The organism is Streptomyces sp. NPDC104096, assembly GCF_055584385.1.
In genome coordinates this window covers 15842-32667 of sequence record NZ_JBVJMD010000054.1, presented here as the reverse complement: position 1 = coordinate 32667, position 16826 = coordinate 15842, and the positions used below count along the sequence as shown (strand labels likewise).

Genomic DNA, 16826 nt, shown 5'->3' with positions numbered 1-16826 from the left:
CCGGCCGCCGGCCCGGCGGTCAGCCCGGCAGGGGCCATACGTACGGCCCCTCCGGGTCGTCCAGCCACGCCCACGCCGAGCCGTCGCCGACCGTGACGCCGTACCGCTCGCGCTGCGGCGCCTGCTCGCGGTCCCACAGCGCGTAGGCCTCCTGCGGATCGAGGCTGCCGCGGGTGAGCGTGAGCAGGAACCGGAGCAGTTCGTGGTCCCGGGCGACCCGCGGCACCCCGCTCGGCGAGGCCGCCGGATCCGGCTGCGGGCGGCCCTCACCGCGCAGCGGCACGAAGTAGGCGGGCGTGTGCAGGAAGTGCCCCTCGGCGCGCTCGGCGTCCCGCACGGTCAGGGTGATCAGGCCGGTGGCCAGCGGCGCCAGGATCCGGGCGCCCGCAGTGCACTGGGCGAGCCAGGCGTACGGGATCGAGGTCAGCGTGCAGGTGGCGATGATCCGGTCGAACGGGGCACGCTCGGGCACCCCGCGCGCGCCGTCGCCGGTGACGACGGCGGGGTGGTATCCGGCGGCCGCGAGGTGCTGGCGGGCCGACTCGGTGATCTCCGGATACAGGTCGACGGTGGTGACCCGGTCCTCGCCGAGGCGGTACGACAGCAGCGCCGCGTTGTATCCGGTGCCCGCGCCGATCTCCAGGACCCGGCTGTCGTCCGCCACCCGCAGTTCGGCCAGCATCTGCGCCATGAGGGACGGCTGGCTGCTGGAGGAGACCAGCTCGCCGTCGCGCATCCGGGTGGCGAGCGGGGCGTCGGCGTAGGCGCCGCGCATCCAGCGCTCCCGGGCGCGCGGGTCGGGGCTCTCGCCCCAGCACCGTTCGTAACCGCCCAGGGCGCCGATGTAGTAGTACGGCACGAACAGGTGCCGCGGGACCGCCGCGAACGCCTCCCGCCAGGCCGGATCCGTGTCGAAGGCGCCGCTGATCCCGATCTCGCGCACCAACGCGGCCCGCGCCGAGGCGGCGAGGTCGTCCAGGTCCTTGTCGAGCGCCCGCGTGCTCATAGCTCCACTGTCCTGCGCGACGGCGCCCGAGGCGAACCGGCTCCCGGAGGCCGGGTCCTACGTCTTGAGTCCTCCGCCACCCCGTCTGAGACCATGGGGTCGTGAGAGAGATTCGGCGCGGCACGCTTCAGGAGAAGACCTTCTACGAGCAGGTCGGCGGGGAGGAGACCTTCCGTCGGCTCGTCCACCGTTTCTACGAGGGAGTGGCCGAGGACCCGCTGCTGCGGCCCATGTACCCGGAGGAGGACCTGGGCCCGGCCGAGGAGCGGCTCGTGCTGTTCCTCATGCAGTACTGGGGCGGCCCCACGACGTACAGCGAGAACCGCGGTCACCCCCGGCTGCGCATGCGCCACGCCCCGTTCACCGTCGACCGGGCCGCGCACGACGCCTGGCTCAGGCACATGCGGGACGCCGTCGACCACCTCGGCCTGTCCGAGGAGCACGAGACGACGCTGTGGAACTACCTGACGTACGCGGCGGCCTCGATGGTGAACACGCCGGAGTGAGGCCCGCGAGGCGACGGCCCGGCCCCCTGCCGGGGTCCGGGCCGTGCGCGCGGTCCCGCGCGGGGGTCAGCGGACGCTGACGCCCAGCGTCCCGAGTCCCGCCGTCCGTACGGCGATCGACCCGTACGGTGTGCGCAGCCGCAGCCACGCGCCCGACGAGAACATCCCCAGCTCCGACTCGGCGGACGTCTTCACCGCCCGCAGGAAGCCCAGTGACTGGGCCGCGTGCACGACCCGCACCGGCAGCCGGGTCTCGCCCACCGTCCGGGACCAGATCTCCCGCCCGATCCGGTCGAGTTCGGTGCGGGTACGCCGGCCGTCCGGCAGCTCGTCCGTACGGGACCGGAACTCGGTGACGGCCGCGGCGACCAGGGTGCGCAGGTCGTCCGGCGCCGGCAGCCCCGGCTCGGCCCGCCAGCCGCCCCGCGGCGGCAGCACCCCGGCCCACGGCGGCCCGGTCACGGCGGCCGGGACGGCGGCCGTGGCCGCCTTCTCCTCCACCGACTCCAGCAGCTCACCGGCGGACACGGTCACGTCCAGCGTGACGTCCAGCCCGTTCTCGTACGGCTTGGCCAGCCGCACCGCGCGGATGGCCAGTACCTCGAAGGACGGCGGCCGGCCGAACACCGCGAGTGCGGTGCCGGCCGCCTGGAGACGCACCGCGGCTCCACGGTCGTAGTGGAGCAGTCGGGAGAGGAAGGCCGCGAGGTCCGCCGCCTCCCCCTCGTCGGCGAGATGGAGCACCGTCATGCGGCGACGGCCTCGCCCTCGTCGGCGCTCTCGTGGTCGTCCATGTACTCCTGGAGGAACTCGCGCTCCTCCGCGGTGATCCGCCGGGGCCGCTGCTGGGCGAAGTCGAACGGCACTATCACCGTCGAGGCCCGGACGTAGACCTGGTCCGGGTCCTTGACCTCGTAGGTGATCGTGAAGGACGCCGCCCTGACCTGGGTGACCCACAGCTCGATGTCCACCGGCGTGTGCCGGTGGACGAGCTGGCGCTTGTAGTCGATCTCGTGGCGCGCCACCACCGACCCCTGCTGGAAGTCCTTGTCCGGACGGAAGAGGAAGTCGATACGGGCTTCCTCCAGGTAACGGAGGAACACCACGTTGTTGATGTGCCCGTACGCGTCCATGTCCGCCCAGCGCAGCGGGCAGCGGTAGATGTGCCGCAAGATCGATCAGCCCCGGGTCAGCTTCTTGTAGGTGGCACGGTGCGGACGGGCGGCGTCCGCACCGAGGCGCTCGACCTTGTTCTTCTCGTACGACTCGAAGTTGCCCTCGAACCAGAACCACTTGGACTCGCCCTCGTAGGCGAGGATGTGGGTGGCGACCCGGTCCAGGAACCAGCGGTCGTGGGAGACCACGACGGCGCAGCCGGGGAACTCCAGCAGCGCGTTCTCCAGGCTGGAGAGGGTCTCGACGTCGAGGTCGTTGGTCGGCTCGTCGAGGAGCAGCAGGTTGCCGCCCTGCTTGAGGGTGAGCGCGAGGTTGAGGCGGTTGCGCTCACCGCCGGACAGGACGCCGGCCGGCTTCTGCTGGTCCGGGCCCTTGAAGCCGAAGGCGGAGACGTAAGCCCGCGAGGGCATCTCGACCTGGCCGACGTTGATGTAGTCGAGCTCGTCCGAGACCACGGCCCACAGGGTCTTCTTGGGGTCGATGTTCTCGCGGCTCTGGTCGACGTAGGAGATCTTGACGGTCTCGCCGATCTTGATCGAACCGGAGTCCGGCTCCTCCAGGCCCTGGATCATCTTGAAGAGCGTGGTCTTGCCGGCGCCGTTCGGGCCGATGACACCGACGATGCCGTTGCGCGGCAGGGTGAAGCTCAGGTCGTCGATGAGGACCTTCTCACCGAAGGCCTTGTTGAGGTTGTTGACCTCGACGACCACGCTGCCCAGACGCGGGCCCGGCGGGATCTGGATCTCCTCGAAGTCCAGCTTCCGCATCTTGTCGGCCTCGGCGGCCATCTCCTCGTAGCGGGCGAGACGGGCCTTGGACTTGGCCTGGCGCCCCTTGGCGTTGGAGCGCACCCACTCGAGCTCTTCCTTGAGGCGCTTCTGCCGCTTGGCGTCCTTCGCCCCCTCGACCTTGAGACGGGTCGCCTTGGTCTCCAGGTACGTGGAGTAGTTGCCCTCGTACGGGAAGGCGCGACCGCGGTCGAGCTCGAGGATCCACTCGGCGACGTTGTCCAGGAAGTACCGGTCGTGGGTGATGGCCACGACGGTGCCCGCGTACTTGGCGAGGTGCTGCTCCAGCCAGTTCACGGACTCGGCGTCCAGGTGGTTGGTGGGCTCGTCGAGGAGCAGCAGGTCGGGCGCCTCGAGCAGCAGCTTGCACAGCGCGACGCGGCGCTTCTCACCACCGGAGAGGTTGTTGACCGGCCAGTCGCCGGGCGGGCAGCCCAGGGCGTCCATGGCCTGCTCCAGCTGGGCGTCGAGGTCCCAGGCGTTGGCGTGGTCCAGGTCCTCCTGGAGCTTGCCCATCTCCTCCAGCAGCGCGTCCGAGTAGTCGGTCGCCATCTGCTCGGCGATCTCGTTGAACCGGTCGAGCTTGCCCTTGACCTCGGCGACGCCCTCCTGGACGTTCGCCAGGACCGTCTTCTCCTCGTTCAGCTTGGGCTCCTGCATCAGGATGCCGACGCTGTAGCCGGGCGAGAGGAACGCGTCACCGTTGGACGGGTGCTCGAGGCCGGCCATGATCTTCAGCACGGTGGACTTACCGGCTCCGTTGGGGCCGACCACGCCGATCTTCGCGCCGGGCAGGAAGCTCAGCGTCACGTCGTCAAGGATGACCTTGTCGCCGTGTGCCTTGCGCGTCTTGCGCATGGTGTAGATGTACTCAGCCAAGAGAAACCGTCCGGCGCTTGAAATCTGGCAATGGGCAGAGGGCAGATACACCCCATCTTGCCTGACGGCTAGCCCTCGGGGGAAACGCGTTCCCCCGGGCACCTCTGACCTGGTGCTTCTTCGGCCATCACGGTGCCTCGACCGGCCTGCCCCGGTCAGCCGCGGGTGGGGTCCTGCTTCCTGCCGACGAGGATCAGCGCCGCGCCGCCGATGACGACCAGGCCGATGGCCACACCGGCGATCAGCGGGGTCGCGCCGGAACCGCCGGTCTCGGCGAGGTTCGGGCCGGTGGAGGTGCCGCCGACCGTGGCCGGGCTGGGCTCGCTGAGCGTCCGTACGTCGTTCCCGCCGACGGCGCCCTGGGTCTTGCAGTCGAGGACGCCGGTGAACCGCTTCTGGAAGCCGGCCTGGCCGTCGATCGTGAAGCCGTAGGCCTGGTCCTCCTGGAGCGGGATCGTCACGGTCCGCGAGACCCCCGCCGGGATGCTGTACTCGGTGCCCATCAGCTCGAAGGTGAACACCTCGTCGCCCTTGTTGGCCACGGTGACGTCCACTCCGCCCTTGGCGCAGTTCTTCGCCGCCGACAGGGCGGGTATCGGGCCCAGCGCCGCCCAGGCCGCGCTCGCCGTCGCCGAGACCGTCGACTCGCTGGAGCCGGCCAGGATCTGCGTCTGGCTCCTGGACTCGGAGGTGAAGGCCCGGCCGACCGGGACGGTGGTCGAGGCCTGCACGGTCAGGTCGGCCGACCCGTCCGCGGCGCCCTCGGGCACGTCGAAGAAGAGCCGGCTGCCGTCCTGCGCGGACGTGACGGCCTTGCCGTCCTTGCCGACGATCCGCACCCCGCTCACGGCCGGGTCCGAGGCCGGGGTCACCGTCACGCTGTCCGCGTCGGTGTGCACCGTGACCGGGCCGAGCAGGCTCCCGGGGTGACCGGAGACCGCGGGCGGGTCGAGGGTCAGCGACGCTGCGGGCTCGGCGACGGTGCGGGCGGCCTTCTGGAGGTGGTCGGCGAGCTTCTCGGCCTGCGGGTCGACGGCGTCCACGTCGGCGGCGTCCGAGTAGCGCCAGATGGCCACCTGGGTCCCGGCCGCCGCGTCCTGCTCGGTGAGGCCGGAGCCGATGCCCGCCGCCTCGGCGAGCGCGGCCAGGTCGTTGACCTGCGGGTAGGAGTTCCGAAGGATCCAGCTGATCCGGCCGGCGTTCTTGTTGGCGCCCAGCGACGTGCCGCTCCACGGCGTCTCGTGGTAGCTGGCGTCCCGCTGGGTGGGGTTGTGGAGGTCGACGCAGTACGTCTGGAGGGTGCCGCCGCCCTCGACGGACATCTCGAACAGCCCCGCCGACACCTGCTGGTCCCCGTTGTCGCCGTGGACCACCGCGCCGCCGTACGTCTTCAGACCGCCCATCGTGGCGATCGCTCCGCCCTGGCTCTGCGCCGTCTCCGCCGCGACGGCCGGACCGGCGACGGCCACCGCACCGGCGGCGACGAGACCGGACACGAGCACCGCGGCGGCGGACCGGACCACCCCTCGCCGCCGACGCAGAGACGACGCGGAGAGCGAAGAAAACACAGAATTCTCCTTCGAGCAGGACCCGTTGACGTGGGGGGTACCGGTCCCACCAGCAGAATCAGCAGCCTTGACAGCTCTGCCCGGCATCCTAAGGAAGAGCCACTCCGCCTTCTCTCGTCATATCGTCAGACAACGGATCCGACTCGGAATCGTTATCGCCGAGATCACCCCAGAGCAGGGCTTATCGACAAATCAACCGGGCCGTTCGGGGCGAGCACCGGATGAATTCTCTGATAAGCCGCAGTTCTGCCGAGTCGGGGCATCGGCTGACATCACGGCACCGCGGCCGGTTCCGCAGACCGGTGCACCGCTTCCGGGCCACCGCCCTCGGCCGGGGTCTCCCAATCGGGCTCCGGCCGGTCCGAAGGGCCGACCGTGCCGGCCTCCGGCCGGCCCGTACGCCGGAACGCGCAGGTGCCCCGGGCCAGATCGTGGCCGATGGCCACCGCGTCGATGTCCGTCGACGTCCGGCTCTGCCCGTCGCGCACCTCGGTACGCACCTTCAGCCTGCCCTGCACGATCACGGGCTCGCCCACCGACAGGGACGCCGCCGCGTTCGTGGCGAGCTGGCGATTGGCCCACACCGTGAAGAAGTTGGTGTGTCCGTCGGTCCAGGCGCTCTTCTCGCGGTCCCAGTAACGCGAGGTCACCGCCAGCCGGAAGCGCGCCGACGGCCCCGAGGCCAGCTCCCGGTACACCGGCTGCGTGGCCACGTTCCCCACCGTGCACACGATCGTCTCGTTCATCGCGAACCCCTCCCTCACCCGGGCGCCCGGCCCGGTCCGGCACACGTACGGGCCCGTCCCGTACGACTGAGTCCGGCGCGCCGGCCACGCTCACTCGCGTACCGCCGCCGCCCCGGCGACCGCGTCCGTCGCGATCGCCGTGGCACCAGACTGCCTGCGCCGGGACGAGCCCGCCGAGCCCTGTGGATCACCGCCCGCCTGTGGAGAACTCCCTCACCCTGACGGGTGATCCGATCCGCGCCCGGCCCCCGGCACCGTCCTCACCGCGCCCCGGCACCCGCGCCCGCGACCCGTCCGTACTGCTCCCGGACCTCCCGGTAGCGCAGCAGTTCCGCGGCCACCGGATCCAGGACCCTGGCCCGCCCGCAGCCCGCGGCCGCCTCTCTCAGCCGCCGCTCGGCCTCCAGCCCGTACCGTTTCGCCGGTCCGCGCGCCGCCATCCGGCAGCTCCACTCGATCAGCGGACCGCCGACGATTCCGGCCAGCATCAACAGCACGGGCACCCCCAGATTCGGCGCCATCACCCCGGCGATCTGTCCCACCAGCCACGCTCCGCCCACGATCTGAAGCAGCGTCATGGCCGCCTGGGTCAGCACGGCCGCCGGCCACCAGCCCGGCCGCGGCGGCCGCCCGGGAGGCAGTCCGGCCCGCGCCGCCAGCTCGTCCAGCGCCTCGGGCAGCCCCTGGGACCCCCGCACGGCGGCCTCGCGCACCGCCTGAGCCCACGGCGTGGGCAGCCCGGCCGACGCCCGCTCGGACACCCGGCGCACCGCCTGCTCCACCCGCTGCCTGGCCGTGGCCTCCTCGTCGGCCTGGGTCCGCTGCCCGAGGTGACCCGTGGGGACCTGCTCCCCCCGGCCCTGGAACCAGCGCCACAACCGCAGCCAGGGCGTCCCGCAGGCACGGTTGGCGTTGCGCAGCCAAGCGCGCTCGGCCGCCTCTCCCGCCGCCGCGGCCCCCACCGCGTCCGCCAGCCGGGCGGTGAACTCGTCCCGCGCCTCCTCGCTGAGCCCGCTGCGCCGCCCGGCCGCGTACACCGGTCGCAGCCGGACCGCGGCGGCGTCGACGTCGGCCGAGATCCGGCGGGCCGCCGCCCCGCGCTCCGCCAGGAACTGGCTCAGCGCGTCCCGCAGTTCACCGAGCCCGTCGCCGGTCAGCGCGGAGAGGGCGAGCACGGTCGCGCCCGGTTCGTCGTACTCGCCGAGAGCGATCCCGTCCTCGTCGAGCAGCCGCCGCAGATCGTCGAGGACCAGGTCGGCCGCCTCCTCGGGCAGCCGGTCGATCTGGTTGAGGACGACGAACATGACCTCCGCGTGCCCCGCCATGGGCCGCAGATAGCGCTCGTGCAGGACGGCGTCGGCGTACTTCTCGGGATCGACGACCCAGATAACCGCGTCGACGAGCGCCAGCACCCGGTCCACCTGCTCACGGTGCTGCACGGCCGCCGAGTCGTGGTCGGGCAGGTCGACCAGGATCAGCCCGTGCAGCTGCGCCTCGGCCTCCGCGCTCTGCACCGGACGCCGCCGCAGCCGTCCCGGGATGCCGAGCCGGTCGATGAGACCGGACGCGCCGTCGCTCCAACTGCACGCGATGGGGGCGGCGGTGGTCGGCCGCCGTACGCCCGTCTCCGAGATCGTCGCCCCGGCGAGCACATTGAACAGCTGCGACTTGCCGCTGCCGGTGGCGCCCGCGATGGCGACGACCGTGTGCTGCCCGGAGAGCCTGCGCCGCGCCGCCGACTCGTCCAGCACCCGGCCCGCCTCGGCGAGCGTCCTGTTGTCGAGCCGGGCCCGGGAGAGCCCCACGAGCTCCCGCAGCGCGTCCAGCCGCGAGCGCAGCGGGCCGTCGTAGGCGAGCGGAGCGGGGATCTGCCCCGACTGCGCCCGCTTCTCGACGGCGCCGACGGCAGCCGTGGCAGCCTCGGCGGCGGTCTCCTCGGTCACCCGGCGCGCGATCAGCCCGTCGTCCCAGGCGCCGGAGGAATCCCCACGGTCCGCGCGATCGGGGCGATCAGTGCGCTCCTCGTCGTCCGCCCGGTCGATCCGGCCCGCAGGATCCCCCCGACCCGCACGGTCCCGACGCTCCTCGGACCCCTCGAACCCCTCGTTGCCCTTGGGATCCTTGGGGCCCTGGCGGTCTCCGCGGTCCCCATCGCCCCCCTGCCCGGCCCGCACCACGTGATCCACGTGATCCACGTGATCCACATGGACCACGTCGATCAAGTGATCCATGCGGTTGAAAGGGTCCGGACGGTCTGCGCGACCTGCGCGATCCGTGTGACCCGTATGACCCGCCTGCTCCTCGCGCGCGGGCGGTCCCGACGGCTGTCCGGGGCCCTGCCCCCCGCCGTGATCGGCATGTTCCGTGTGGTCCTGGTCGGCGACGGCGGTCACCGGTCACCTCTCCTTCTGCAGTACGGACAGCGCGGCGATGAGTTCGGCCTGGGGCTCCACGTGGATGTCGAGCCCGTCGAGGGGCGCGAGGCGGCGTTCGCGTTCGGCCTGGAGCACCCGGTCCACGTATCCGGTGAGCAGCCGCCCGCCCCGGTCGCGCAGCCGCAGGGCGCCGTGCGCGCCGATCCGCTCCGCGAGCCGCTCGCCCGCGTTGCGCGCCCTGCGGCCGCCCAGCAGGACGGTGGCGACCAGCGCGGAGACCGCCTCCGGATCGACGGCGGCGCCACGGTCGAGATCGCGCAGCTCCTCCTCGGCGCACTCCTCCAGCTCCCGCCGCCAGCGCCGTACGGCCACCCCGATCCGGTGCTCGGCGCTCTCCGGCGCCGGGTCGTGTCCCGCCAGCCCGGGGGCGCCCGCCGCGGGCTCGCGCCGCCAGGCCTCGTCGATACGTTCGTCGGCGGCGGTGACGGCGCACAGCAGGAGCGAGCCGAGACTCTCGACGAGGGCGTCGAAGAGTTCACCCGCCGTGCAGTCCAGCGGGAAGGCCCGCCACCGCTTCAGGGCGCCACCGGCCAGTACGGCGCCGCTCTGGAGCCGTCCCCGTACGCGGGTGTACTCGCTGTCGTAGGCCCCCTCGACGGCGGCGGTGAGGCGCAGCGCCGCCGCGTGCTGGGCCGCGGCGGCGCCGGCGAGCTCGGGCATCCGCGACTTGAGGGAGTCCAGGACGCCGTGCGCCGTGCGGGCCACGACGTCCTGCCGGGCGACGGGGTCCTGGGCGTGCTGGACCAGCCAGGTCCGCAGGGCGGCCACCGCGGTGGCCGGGAGCAGGCCCCCGCCCCAGGCCGACTCGGGCAGCTCGGGCACGGTGAAGCGCGGCACATGGCCCAGCCCGGCCTTGGTGAGCAGGGCACCGTACTGCCGCGACACCTCCGACACCACCTGGTGCGGCACTCGGTCGAGCACGGTCACCAGGGTGGCGCGGTACTCCTTGGCGGTACGCAGCAGATGCCACGGCACGGCGTCGGCGTAGCGGGCGGCCGTCGTGACCATGACCCAGATGTCGGCCGCGCAGATGAGCTCGGCGGCGAGGACCCGGCTCTCCGCCACCAGGGAGTCGATGTCGGGTGCGTCGAGGAGCGCGAGGCCGCGCGGGAGGGTCTCGGCGGTCTCGATGCGCAGGATGCGCTTGCCGTCCTCCCCGGGCATGAGCAGTTCCTCGCCGGAGTCCTGGTGGGGCACCCACACGCGTGTGAGGTCGGGCAGGACGCGCATGCCGCTGAACCAGTGATGGTCCTCCGGATGGCACACCAGAACGGGAGTCCGTGTCGTCGGCCGCAGCACGCCCGCCTCGCTGACCCGGCGCCCCACGAGCGAGTTGACGAGGGTCGACTTCCCGGCGCCGGTGGAACCCCCGATGACGGCCAGCAAGGGCGCATGGGGCTCTCTCAACCGGGGCACCAAGTAGTCGTCGAGCTGGGCGAGCAGTTCGTCGCGGTTGGCACGCGCGCGCGGGGCCCCCGCCAGGGGCAGCGGAAAGCGTGCGGCGGCGACACGGTCGCGCAAGGCGGAGAGTGCGTCGAGCAGCTGAGGCCGTACGTCCAAGGTCACCACATGCGAAGAATGCCCAATTTTGGGGGATTTCTGAAGCACATAGGCATGCCTGCGCGCCGATCGAACACAAGGGACGGAAGGTACGACTGGGACAAGGGCACAGCCCAGGCATAACGAGTGCACAACACCCGTAGCGCGAGACCCCAAAAGCGATGCACGATTCGTACCTGCCTGCGATTATCAGGACCGCTTCACCGAACCTCCACATCGAGCCACGGAGGCGAAGCAACAGGGAGAAGGATCCGGGAGCCCTATCCTTGTCCCCGGCATCGTCGCGGATCAGCCCGCACCCGGGCACCACGCACGAGGCCACCACACCAGGCCCCCGTAGCTCAGTGGATAGAGCAGGCGCCTTCTAAGCGCTTGGCCGCAGGTTCGAGTCCTGCCGGGGGCGCCAGTCTCCGCCCTCCCCTTGGGGAGGGCTTTTTGCTGGTCGGAGCGGGTCCCGGTCAACACGGCGAGGCCCCGGCCGCTCCCCCGACGATCAAGGGAAGCTTCCGGGGCCGTCCGGCTGTCACCGGGTTTTCGCCCTCCGGAACAACGGGTCTCCCGGCATGAGCCGCTCGTGCCCGATGCGCTGCCGCAGCATGCGCATCGGCGCGGGATGCCCCGGTGCCCGCCCCGTCAGCTGCCGACTGCCGTCAGGTGGTACGTGGTGTCCACCCAGAAGCCTCCCGTGGTGGCCGCCTTGATTTCGAGCACGTACTGCCCTGCCGTGAGGGGTTCGAGTCCGCACCACAGCCCCCAGGCGACCGTTCGGTACAGACCCATGCGAAATGGCTTCGACGTGAACTCTTGCAGCGGAAGCGGTCGGCCGTTCAAGAACGCTTCCGCCTTCGCGACGTCGACGAGCATGGGGGCAGGAGCGACAAGGCCTCCACGCTGCGTGTTGAAGACAGGGAAGAAAACACGCCGCTGCGCGGGTATTCGGCACCGCCGCACCACGCGCCCCCCGTAGGTGCCGGCGAGGAACCACAGATCCTCCGGTTGCCTCCAGTCGGCGAACTCACCGGTCGTATCCATGACCGGGCTCCGATCGTCCGGTGCCGACAGCGCCCACTTCCACCATCGGGCGGCCAACTCTCCGCCCTCCTGCGGCCCCAGTTTCCAGATGCTGCCGTCGCCGAGCGCGTTCTCGCTCACGTTTCCGTCCCTTGACTTGCGCGTTGCCGTCCCATTGGAATGGCGAGACCTTACCTGCGGGAACGGCAGGCCGACGTCGGTGAGCGTCCTATCTGTCCGACTGCTCAGTCGAGTCCGTGACCTGCAAGAACAGCCCGGACAACCCAAAACGGCGCTGATCGGGTCACGCCGGGCGCGGGCGGGCGGTCAGTACCCCCGCCGATAGGCGCGGGCGTCGGCCGGGGACACCTGGTCGGCCTCGGCACGGATCGCCGCGTCGAGCAGGGGGAGCAGCTTGTCCACCTCGATGCCCAGTTTCTTGTCGCGGCCGGCGAGGCCGGTGTGCCAGGTGCGGGCGTTCCTGCCGACCCAGACCTTGTCACCGCCCAGGTCCTCGGTGGGGCGCCGCAGGGCCGTCCGGAGGCGTTCGACCTCCTTGGCCAGATCGCCGCGCAGCCTGAGCAGATCGGCCTTGCGCGGGTTGTCCACCTTCGGCTCCGTCACGGGCGCTCCTTCCGCGTTCCGGCTGGTGGCGTCGTCCGCTCCCGCGGCTGCCGGTCGCGCAGTCCGCGGTGGCGCAGTACGGCCAGCAGGACCGTGCCGGCCAGGAAGAACGGGGAGAGCACCAGCCCCCAGAGCATCGGCGCCGTCACGGCCGGCGGGTGCTGCACCCAGGCGGTGGTGAGCACCCGGTGGGGGTCCTGCCGGTCGTAGGTCACCGGGACCGTACCGCCCGGCTCCAGGCCGTCCGGGCGCTCGCCGCCCCAGTCGCTGAGCGCGGTCTCGACCGTGCGGCCGGAGACGGTGAACCGGACCTCGACGTTCCCGGCGCTGCCGAACTTGTCCCTGGGGGACGAGGTGACCTGGGCCCAGGTGGCCACCCCCCCGGGTGCGCAGATCGTGCACCAGGGTGTGCGAGGGCAGCCAGAGCAGGAAGAGCGTTCCGCAGGCGGTGGCCACGAACAGGGCGGCCAGCGTGGCGATCAGACGTCGTTGCGGCACCGGCCGTCGCACCCCGGCCGTCGCCCTGCGCACCTCGTCCAGCCGGGCCTTCTGCTCGGAGGGGGGCGGCGGGGGTGCCCCGTGCGGGCGCGTCCGCTTCATGCGTGTCTTCTTCGTCATCGATCCGGTTCCCGTGTGTCTCAGAGGCCCAGCCAGCCGCCGAGCTTCTCGGCGGCGCCGCCGATGTCCTTCCCGACGTCCTCGACCGCGTGGGTGACCGCGTGCACGGCCTTCTTGCCGGTGTCGGTGTTGAGGGCGTAGTAGGCGGCGTAGCCGAGACCGGCGCCGACCAGGATGCCCGCGCCCACGGCCCAGCCCACGGGTCCGCCGACGGCGGCGACGACGGCGGCCTCGGTCGCCCAGGTGCCGACCATGCCCGCGCCGAGGGAGGCGACGTTGGAGACGACGGCCACATCGGTGTCGGAGTGGTTGACCTCGATGTCGTAGGCGATGCCGCCGAGGGTGAGCACGGTGCCGACCAGGGGCAGCCGGTCGCCGGTGCGGAACGCCTTGCCGAGCCAGCCGGCCTCCGCGCTCGCCGACACCGCGCCGACCGGGATCCGGGTGGCGATCCAGCGGCCGGAGTCGCCGACCGAGGCCTCCATGAACCGGGACAGCGGGCCCAGTCCGAACCTGCCGTAGATCTGCTCGGCCTCGCGGGAGGCGCCCTTCACGGCCTTGGCCGCGGCCCTGGTCTGTTTGCGGAACAGGGCCCGTTGCGCGGGGGTGAGGGCGTCGACCCGGCGTTCGTAGGCGGCCCTGGCCTCCTGGGAGAACCTGTCCGCCTCGTCCCACAGGCTCTCCGCCCGGTGGGACTGGAACCCGACGACACCCGCGACGAGTCCGGCGTGCACGGTCCAGGTCGCCCTGGGGTCGCCGAGGTCGGTGGTCGCCTTCTCCAGATGCTTCCAGGCGGTGTCCCACAGATCGGGGTCGTCGCCCTGCATCAGGGCCCGGTCGAAGACGGCCGCGGGCTCGTTCTCGGGGACGTCGCCGTGGAACAGGTCCAGCACCCGGTCGAAGCCGGGGGCGGGGGCGTCGGCGTCGATCGCGGCGGTGAAGGCCGTGCCGAAGATCTTGGCGTCCTCCCGGGCGGTGGGCGCGTTCGCGGTGGCGATGACCGAGGGGAGGTTCTTGACCAGGCCGGGGTCGGCCTGGGCGTAGAAGGCGGAGGCGAAGTCGCCGTCGCCGCGGTGGGCGGCCGGCTCCTCCGCGATGCGGTGCAGCGCGGGCCCGGCCCGGTCGGGATCCATGGCACCCAACGCGTCGGCCTGCTCGGCCAGTTCGGCGCCCTGCTGTCGCGCCTGCCGGACGGTTTGGACGGGTTCGGGCACCTGCACCATGGTGGGCCGGGGACCGACGCCCCGGAACTCCATGGCGGCGGCCAGCGCGTGTCGGCGGCGCAGCATGGGGAGTTCGCCGTCGACCCAGGAGGCTATCCTCCCGATCTCGGTGAGACTGCCGGTGTCCAGGCCGAACTTCCGGAAGCGGGCGGCGTAGGCGTTCCCGGCCTGCCGCAGGGTCGTACTGCCGTCGGCCAGGTCGCCGATGGTCTTCGCCAGGTTGTCGGGGTTGATGCCGGAGAAGTCCGGGTCGGTCACGCACCGACCTCCCCGCCGCGCCGGCCGGCCGGGGGTCCGGCAGGTCCCGGCCGGGGGTCCAGCAGGACGGCCTCGGCGCCCGATCCGCTCAGGGCGTCCGTCAGGTCCGTGCCCGCGACGGCGACCCAGGGCTGCTCCTCGCCCATCGCCTCCACCAGACCGGCGACGGTGGAGAAGGCCAGTGCCGTCAGCCGGTCCCGACCGGGCCGCGCCGACAGGGGCAGCAGCATCAGGTCCACGGTCTCGTCCAGCAGGGGTACGCCGTCCGCGTCCCGGGGCACGTCCGTCACGGTGGGCAGCACGAGGACGTCCGGGACGGGCGGTGTGCGGGGCGCCGTCTCCATCCGCACAGCCTAGGAGCGGTCACTTCGGGGAGAGGTATGGAGATTCCCAAGCTTGTCGCAAGCCTCGCGTCCGGGGCCCGCGCCCGTCATCGCGGGCGGTCCACGCGTCCGTACCTGTCAGCCCTCGTCGAAATAAAAATGATGTGCGTCGTACGCCGTGTCCCGGCCCGTATCGCCGCGTTGAACGGGACGTGCGGCGCGAGTCCTGCCGCCGCACTCGCCCAAGTAAAAGAAGGAGAACGCATGTCTCGCATCGCGAAGGCGGCTGTGGTCGCTCTCGGTACGGGTGCCGTGGCGCTCGGCGGAGCCGGTCTGGCCATGGCTGACGCGGGTGCCCAGGGCGCGGCCGTCGGTTCGCCCGGCGTGCTGTCCGGCAACGTCGTCCAGGTCCCGGTCAACGTGCCGGTCAACGTGTGCGGGAACACCATCGACGTGGTCGGGCTGCTGAACCCGGCCTTCGGCACCACCTGCGCCGACACCGGCCGCCTCCGCGGGGTCCCCCAGCAGGGCGGCCAGCACACCGGGCACCACAGCAGCCACCACAGCAGCCACCAGTCGGATCACGGCTACGGCCGCTGACCCGGACGTACTCGCCGCTGACACGGTCGTACTCGGAAAGAGCCCCGGCACCTCGAGCGCCGGGGCTCTTTCCGTGGCCGCTCACGCGTACCGGTACACCCCTCGGTGGTCCTCCAGACTGTCCGGTGTCACGTCCCACGGCGGCAGCATCTGGTTCCGGGCGACGACCCGGCCGTGCTGCGCGGTGCCGGGACCGGGCGGCTTGGCGGGCAGGTAGCGGTGCTCGCGGTGCCGGTCCTGCCACTGGGACCACAGCAGGTCGACGAAGGCGTGGTGGAGCCAGAAGACGGGGTCGTTGACGGACGCCCCGCCGAGCATGGCCCCGCCGACCCAGCGGTGCACCCGGTTGTGGTTGCGCCAGGAGGCGCTGCCGCTCCCGCGCCCCCACCCCTCCAGCCTGTTGCGGAAGCCCTTCGTGGTGGTCGAGTCCCAGGGTGATACGTCGTAGACCGGGTCGGACATCGCCCACTCCACGTCGTTCCTCGTGGGCAGGGAGATCGGGGCCCGGGCGCGTCCGAGGTCCCGGGCGAGGTACTCCCCGTCGGTCACCCCCACCCGGATCGTCCAGTTGCCCGCCGCGTACGCGAAGGGGCCCGTGGTCACCTGGTGGTCGGAGCGCCGCCCGTTGCCGCCGAGGAGGTCCCCGGTCCACGGCGTCGACGTCGTGGACCGGTCGCGGGTCCAGTCCCAGTACGGCACCGTCACGGAGGAGTCCACCCGGCGCAGCGCCTGCTCCAGCTCCAGCAGGAACCGGCGGTGCCAGGGCAGGAAGGACGGCGCCATGTGGGCCGTGCGCAGGCCGGTCTCGCCGTCGGCGACGTAGTGGTCGATGTGCGTCTGTACGAACTCGTCGTACTCGCCGCGCCGTTTGACCTCCAGCATCGCGTTCACGAACCGCCGCTTCTCGGCGGCCGTCAGCGTGGCGGCGTCCTTACGTGTGTAGACCATGCCGTCCCCCCGTGTGTTTGCTCTGGTCCTGCTGTTCCGCGCTCCGCCCCGGTCCGTGGGCCGGGGCTGCTTCCGCGCGCAGTCGCTCGCCCGGCCCCAGCTCGTCGACCGCCGCGCGCGCCGCTTCCAGCGGGGTGCCGTACGAGCTGTAGTGGTCGACCATGCTCAGCCAGGTGCCGTCGGCCCGGCGCATCAGGTGCAGGGGCCGTCCGTCCACGGTGACCTGCCAGGCGACCGCGCCGATCGTGGCCGTGCGGCGCCCGGCGGAGAGCGCCACGCCTTGGATACGGCGGCCCCGGTAGGTCTCGTCGAAGGCGGCGCCGCCGGGGCCGCCGGTGGTCCGCGGGGGCCGGGAGGCCGCGACGAGGGGAGCGAGCACGAGGGCGGCCGCGGGGGCCAGCAGCCCGCGCAGCAGGTCCCGTCGTGTTCCCGCCCGTCCCCCTCGTCCCCGTCGTGCTTCCTGTCCGGGTCTCCCCGGGTTCGCCGGTCCGCACCCGGCGCTCACCACCGTTGCGCCGTCCACGCTGACGACCATGTCGTGCTCCTCGGTCCGGTTC

The 16826-nt window shown here is 72.1% G+C and carries 17 protein-coding genes and 1 tRNA gene; 3 read left to right on the top strand and 15 right to left on the bottom strand.

The features are described from left to right. Nucleotides 1–19: 19 nt before the first annotated feature. The gene (locus tag ACZ60B_RS35130; protein WP_469394382.1) at nt 20–1006 is read right to left on the bottom strand and encodes a methyltransferase domain-containing protein; all 987 of its coding nucleotides are present in this window, start codon (nt 1004–1006) and stop codon (nt 20–22) included. Nucleotides 1007–1107: 101 nt separating this feature from the next. Here ACZ60B_RS35130 and ACZ60B_RS35125 point away from each other — a divergent pair, with 101 nt between their 5' ends. After that, nucleotides 1108–1512, top strand: coding sequence for a globin (locus ACZ60B_RS35125; protein WP_469394380.1), 405 nt, complete (start codon nt 1108–1110; stop codon nt 1510–1512). A gap of 66 nt (nt 1513–1578) precedes the next feature. On the opposite strand, the gene ACZ60B_RS35120 is transcribed toward ACZ60B_RS35125, so the two are convergent. The 7 genes from ACZ60B_RS35120 to ACZ60B_RS35090 all read right to left on the bottom strand — a co-directional run bounded on the left by ACZ60B_RS35120 (nt 1579) and on the right by ACZ60B_RS35090 (nt 10673). Next, nucleotides 1579–2262, bottom strand: coding sequence for a DUF8010 domain-containing protein (locus ACZ60B_RS35120; protein ID WP_469394378.1), 684 nt, complete (start codon nt 2260–2262; stop codon nt 1579–1581). Further along, nucleotides 2259–2684 carry an acyl-CoA thioesterase gene (locus ACZ60B_RS35115; protein ID WP_469394376.1) on the bottom strand — a complete coding sequence of 142 codons (426 nt, stop codon included), beginning with the start codon at nt 2682–2684 and terminating at the stop codon, nt 2259–2261. Before ACZ60B_RS35115 ends, ACZ60B_RS35120 begins: the two co-directional genes overlap by 4 nt. 6 nt (nt 2685–2690) lie before the next feature. After that, entirely contained in the window at nt 2691–4355 is a 1665-nt protein-coding gene (ettA, locus tag ACZ60B_RS35110; RefSeq protein ID WP_152890183.1) for an energy-dependent translational throttle protein EttA, read from the bottom strand. A 155-nt stretch (nt 4356–4510) separates the two neighbouring features. Next, entirely contained in the window at nt 4511–5923 is a 1413-nt protein-coding gene (locus tag ACZ60B_RS35105; protein ID WP_469394374.1) for a Cys-Gln thioester bond-forming surface protein, read from the bottom strand. A 272-nt stretch (nt 5924–6195) separates the two neighbouring features. Further along, complete coding sequence (locus ACZ60B_RS35100; protein WP_469394372.1) at nt 6196–6669, bottom strand: single-stranded DNA-binding protein; 474 nt, start codon at nt 6667–6669, stop codon at nt 6196–6198. Between the two features lie 260 nt (nt 6670–6929). Beyond that, nucleotides 6930–8900: a YfjP family GTPase gene (locus ACZ60B_RS35095; RefSeq protein ID WP_469394369.1), complete on the bottom strand. Its 1971-nt coding sequence runs from the start codon at nt 8898–8900 to the stop codon at nt 6930–6932. A 165-nt stretch (nt 8901–9065) separates the two neighbouring features. Beyond that, nucleotides 9066–10673 (bottom strand): dynamin family protein, encoded by a 1608-nt coding sequence (locus ACZ60B_RS35090; protein WP_469394366.1) that lies wholly within the window; start codon nt 10671–10673, stop codon nt 9066–9068. A gap of 321 nt (nt 10674–10994) precedes the next feature. On the opposite strand from ACZ60B_RS35090, the gene ACZ60B_RS35085 reads away from it, so the two are divergent. Then, nucleotides 10995–11070: transfer RNA gene (locus tag ACZ60B_RS35085), tRNA-Arg, on the top strand. A gap of 227 nt (nt 11071–11297) precedes the next feature. On the opposite strand, the gene ACZ60B_RS35080 is transcribed toward ACZ60B_RS35085, so the two are convergent. The 5 genes from ACZ60B_RS35080 to ACZ60B_RS35060 form a co-directional block, all read right to left on the bottom strand. After that, nucleotides 11298–11816, bottom strand: a complete 519-nt coding sequence (locus ACZ60B_RS35080; RefSeq protein WP_469394362.1) for a hypothetical protein — start codon at nt 11814–11816, stop codon at nt 11298–11300. Nucleotides 11817–12002: 186 nt separating this feature from the next. Next, complete coding sequence (locus ACZ60B_RS35075) at nt 12003–12299, bottom strand: hypothetical protein (protein ID WP_469394360.1); 297 nt, start codon at nt 12297–12299, stop codon at nt 12003–12005. Beyond that, on the bottom strand, nt 12296–12676 hold the full coding sequence (locus tag ACZ60B_RS35070) for a DUF3592 domain-containing protein (RefSeq protein ID WP_469394358.1): 381 nt from the start codon (nt 12674–12676) through the stop codon (nt 12296–12298). Before ACZ60B_RS35070 ends, ACZ60B_RS35075 begins: the two co-directional genes overlap by 4 nt. Before the next feature lie 261 nt (nt 12677–12937). Continuing rightward, nucleotides 12938–14398, bottom strand: coding sequence for a hypothetical protein (locus ACZ60B_RS35065; protein WP_469394356.1), 1461 nt, complete (start codon nt 14396–14398; stop codon nt 12938–12940). Then, entirely contained in the window at nt 14395–14742 is a 348-nt protein-coding gene (locus tag ACZ60B_RS35060; protein ID WP_469394354.1) for an SAV_915 family protein, read from the bottom strand. Before ACZ60B_RS35060 ends, ACZ60B_RS35065 begins: the two co-directional genes overlap by 4 nt. A 243-nt stretch (nt 14743–14985) precedes the next feature. On the opposite strand from ACZ60B_RS35060, the gene ACZ60B_RS35055 reads away from it, so the two are divergent. Next, a complete protein-coding gene (locus tag ACZ60B_RS35055) occupies nt 14986–15321 on the top strand; it encodes a chaplin (RefSeq protein ID WP_469394352.1) in 336 nt (111 codons plus the stop codon). Nucleotides 15322–15402: 81 nt separating this feature from the next. Here the strand turns inward: ACZ60B_RS35055 and ACZ60B_RS35050 are convergent, their stop codons facing one another. Beyond that, nucleotides 15403–16269 carry a tyrosinase family protein gene (locus ACZ60B_RS35050; RefSeq protein WP_469394350.1) on the bottom strand — a complete coding sequence of 289 codons (867 nt, stop codon included), beginning with the start codon at nt 16267–16269 and terminating at the stop codon, nt 15403–15405. Then, nucleotides 16253–16804 (bottom strand): tyrosinase cofactor, encoded by a 552-nt coding sequence (locus tag ACZ60B_RS35045; RefSeq protein WP_469394348.1) that lies wholly within the window; start codon nt 16802–16804, stop codon nt 16253–16255. The genes ACZ60B_RS35050 and ACZ60B_RS35045 overlap by 17 nt, the downstream gene beginning before the upstream one ends. Between the last annotated feature and the right edge of the window lie 22 nt (nt 16805–16826).

What these genes read in the sequence shown, in the direction of transcription:
- ACZ60B_RS35045 (WP_469394348.1), bottom strand. Translation starts at nt 16,804, where the DNA reads ATGGTCGTCAGCGTGGACGGCGCAACGGTGGTGAGCGCCGGGTGCGGA.
- ACZ60B_RS35120 (WP_469394378.1), bottom strand. Translation starts at nt 2,262, where the DNA reads ATGACGGTGCTCCATCTCGCCGACGAGGGGGAGGCGGCGGACCTCGCG.
- ACZ60B_RS35050 (WP_469394350.1), bottom strand. Translation starts at nt 16,269, where the DNA reads ATGGTCTACACACGTAAGGACGCCGCCACGCTGACGGCCGCCGAGAAG.
- ACZ60B_RS35100 (WP_469394372.1), bottom strand. Translation starts at nt 6,669, where the DNA reads ATGAACGAGACGATCGTGTGCACGGTGGGGAACGTGGCCACGCAGCCG.
- ACZ60B_RS35095 (WP_469394369.1), bottom strand. Translation starts at nt 8,900, where the DNA reads ATGGATCACTTGATCGACGTGGTCCATGTGGATCACGTGGATCACGTG.
- ACZ60B_RS35060 (WP_469394354.1), bottom strand. Translation starts at nt 14,742, where the DNA reads ATGGAGACGGCGCCCCGCACACCGCCCGTCCCGGACGTCCTCGTGCTG.
- ACZ60B_RS35055 (WP_469394352.1), top strand. Translation starts at nt 14,986, where the DNA reads ATGTCTCGCATCGCGAAGGCGGCTGTGGTCGCTCTCGGTACGGGTGCC.
- ACZ60B_RS35130 (WP_469394382.1), bottom strand. Translation starts at nt 1,006, where the DNA reads ATGAGCACGCGGGCGCTCGACAAGGACCTGGACGACCTCGCCGCCTCG.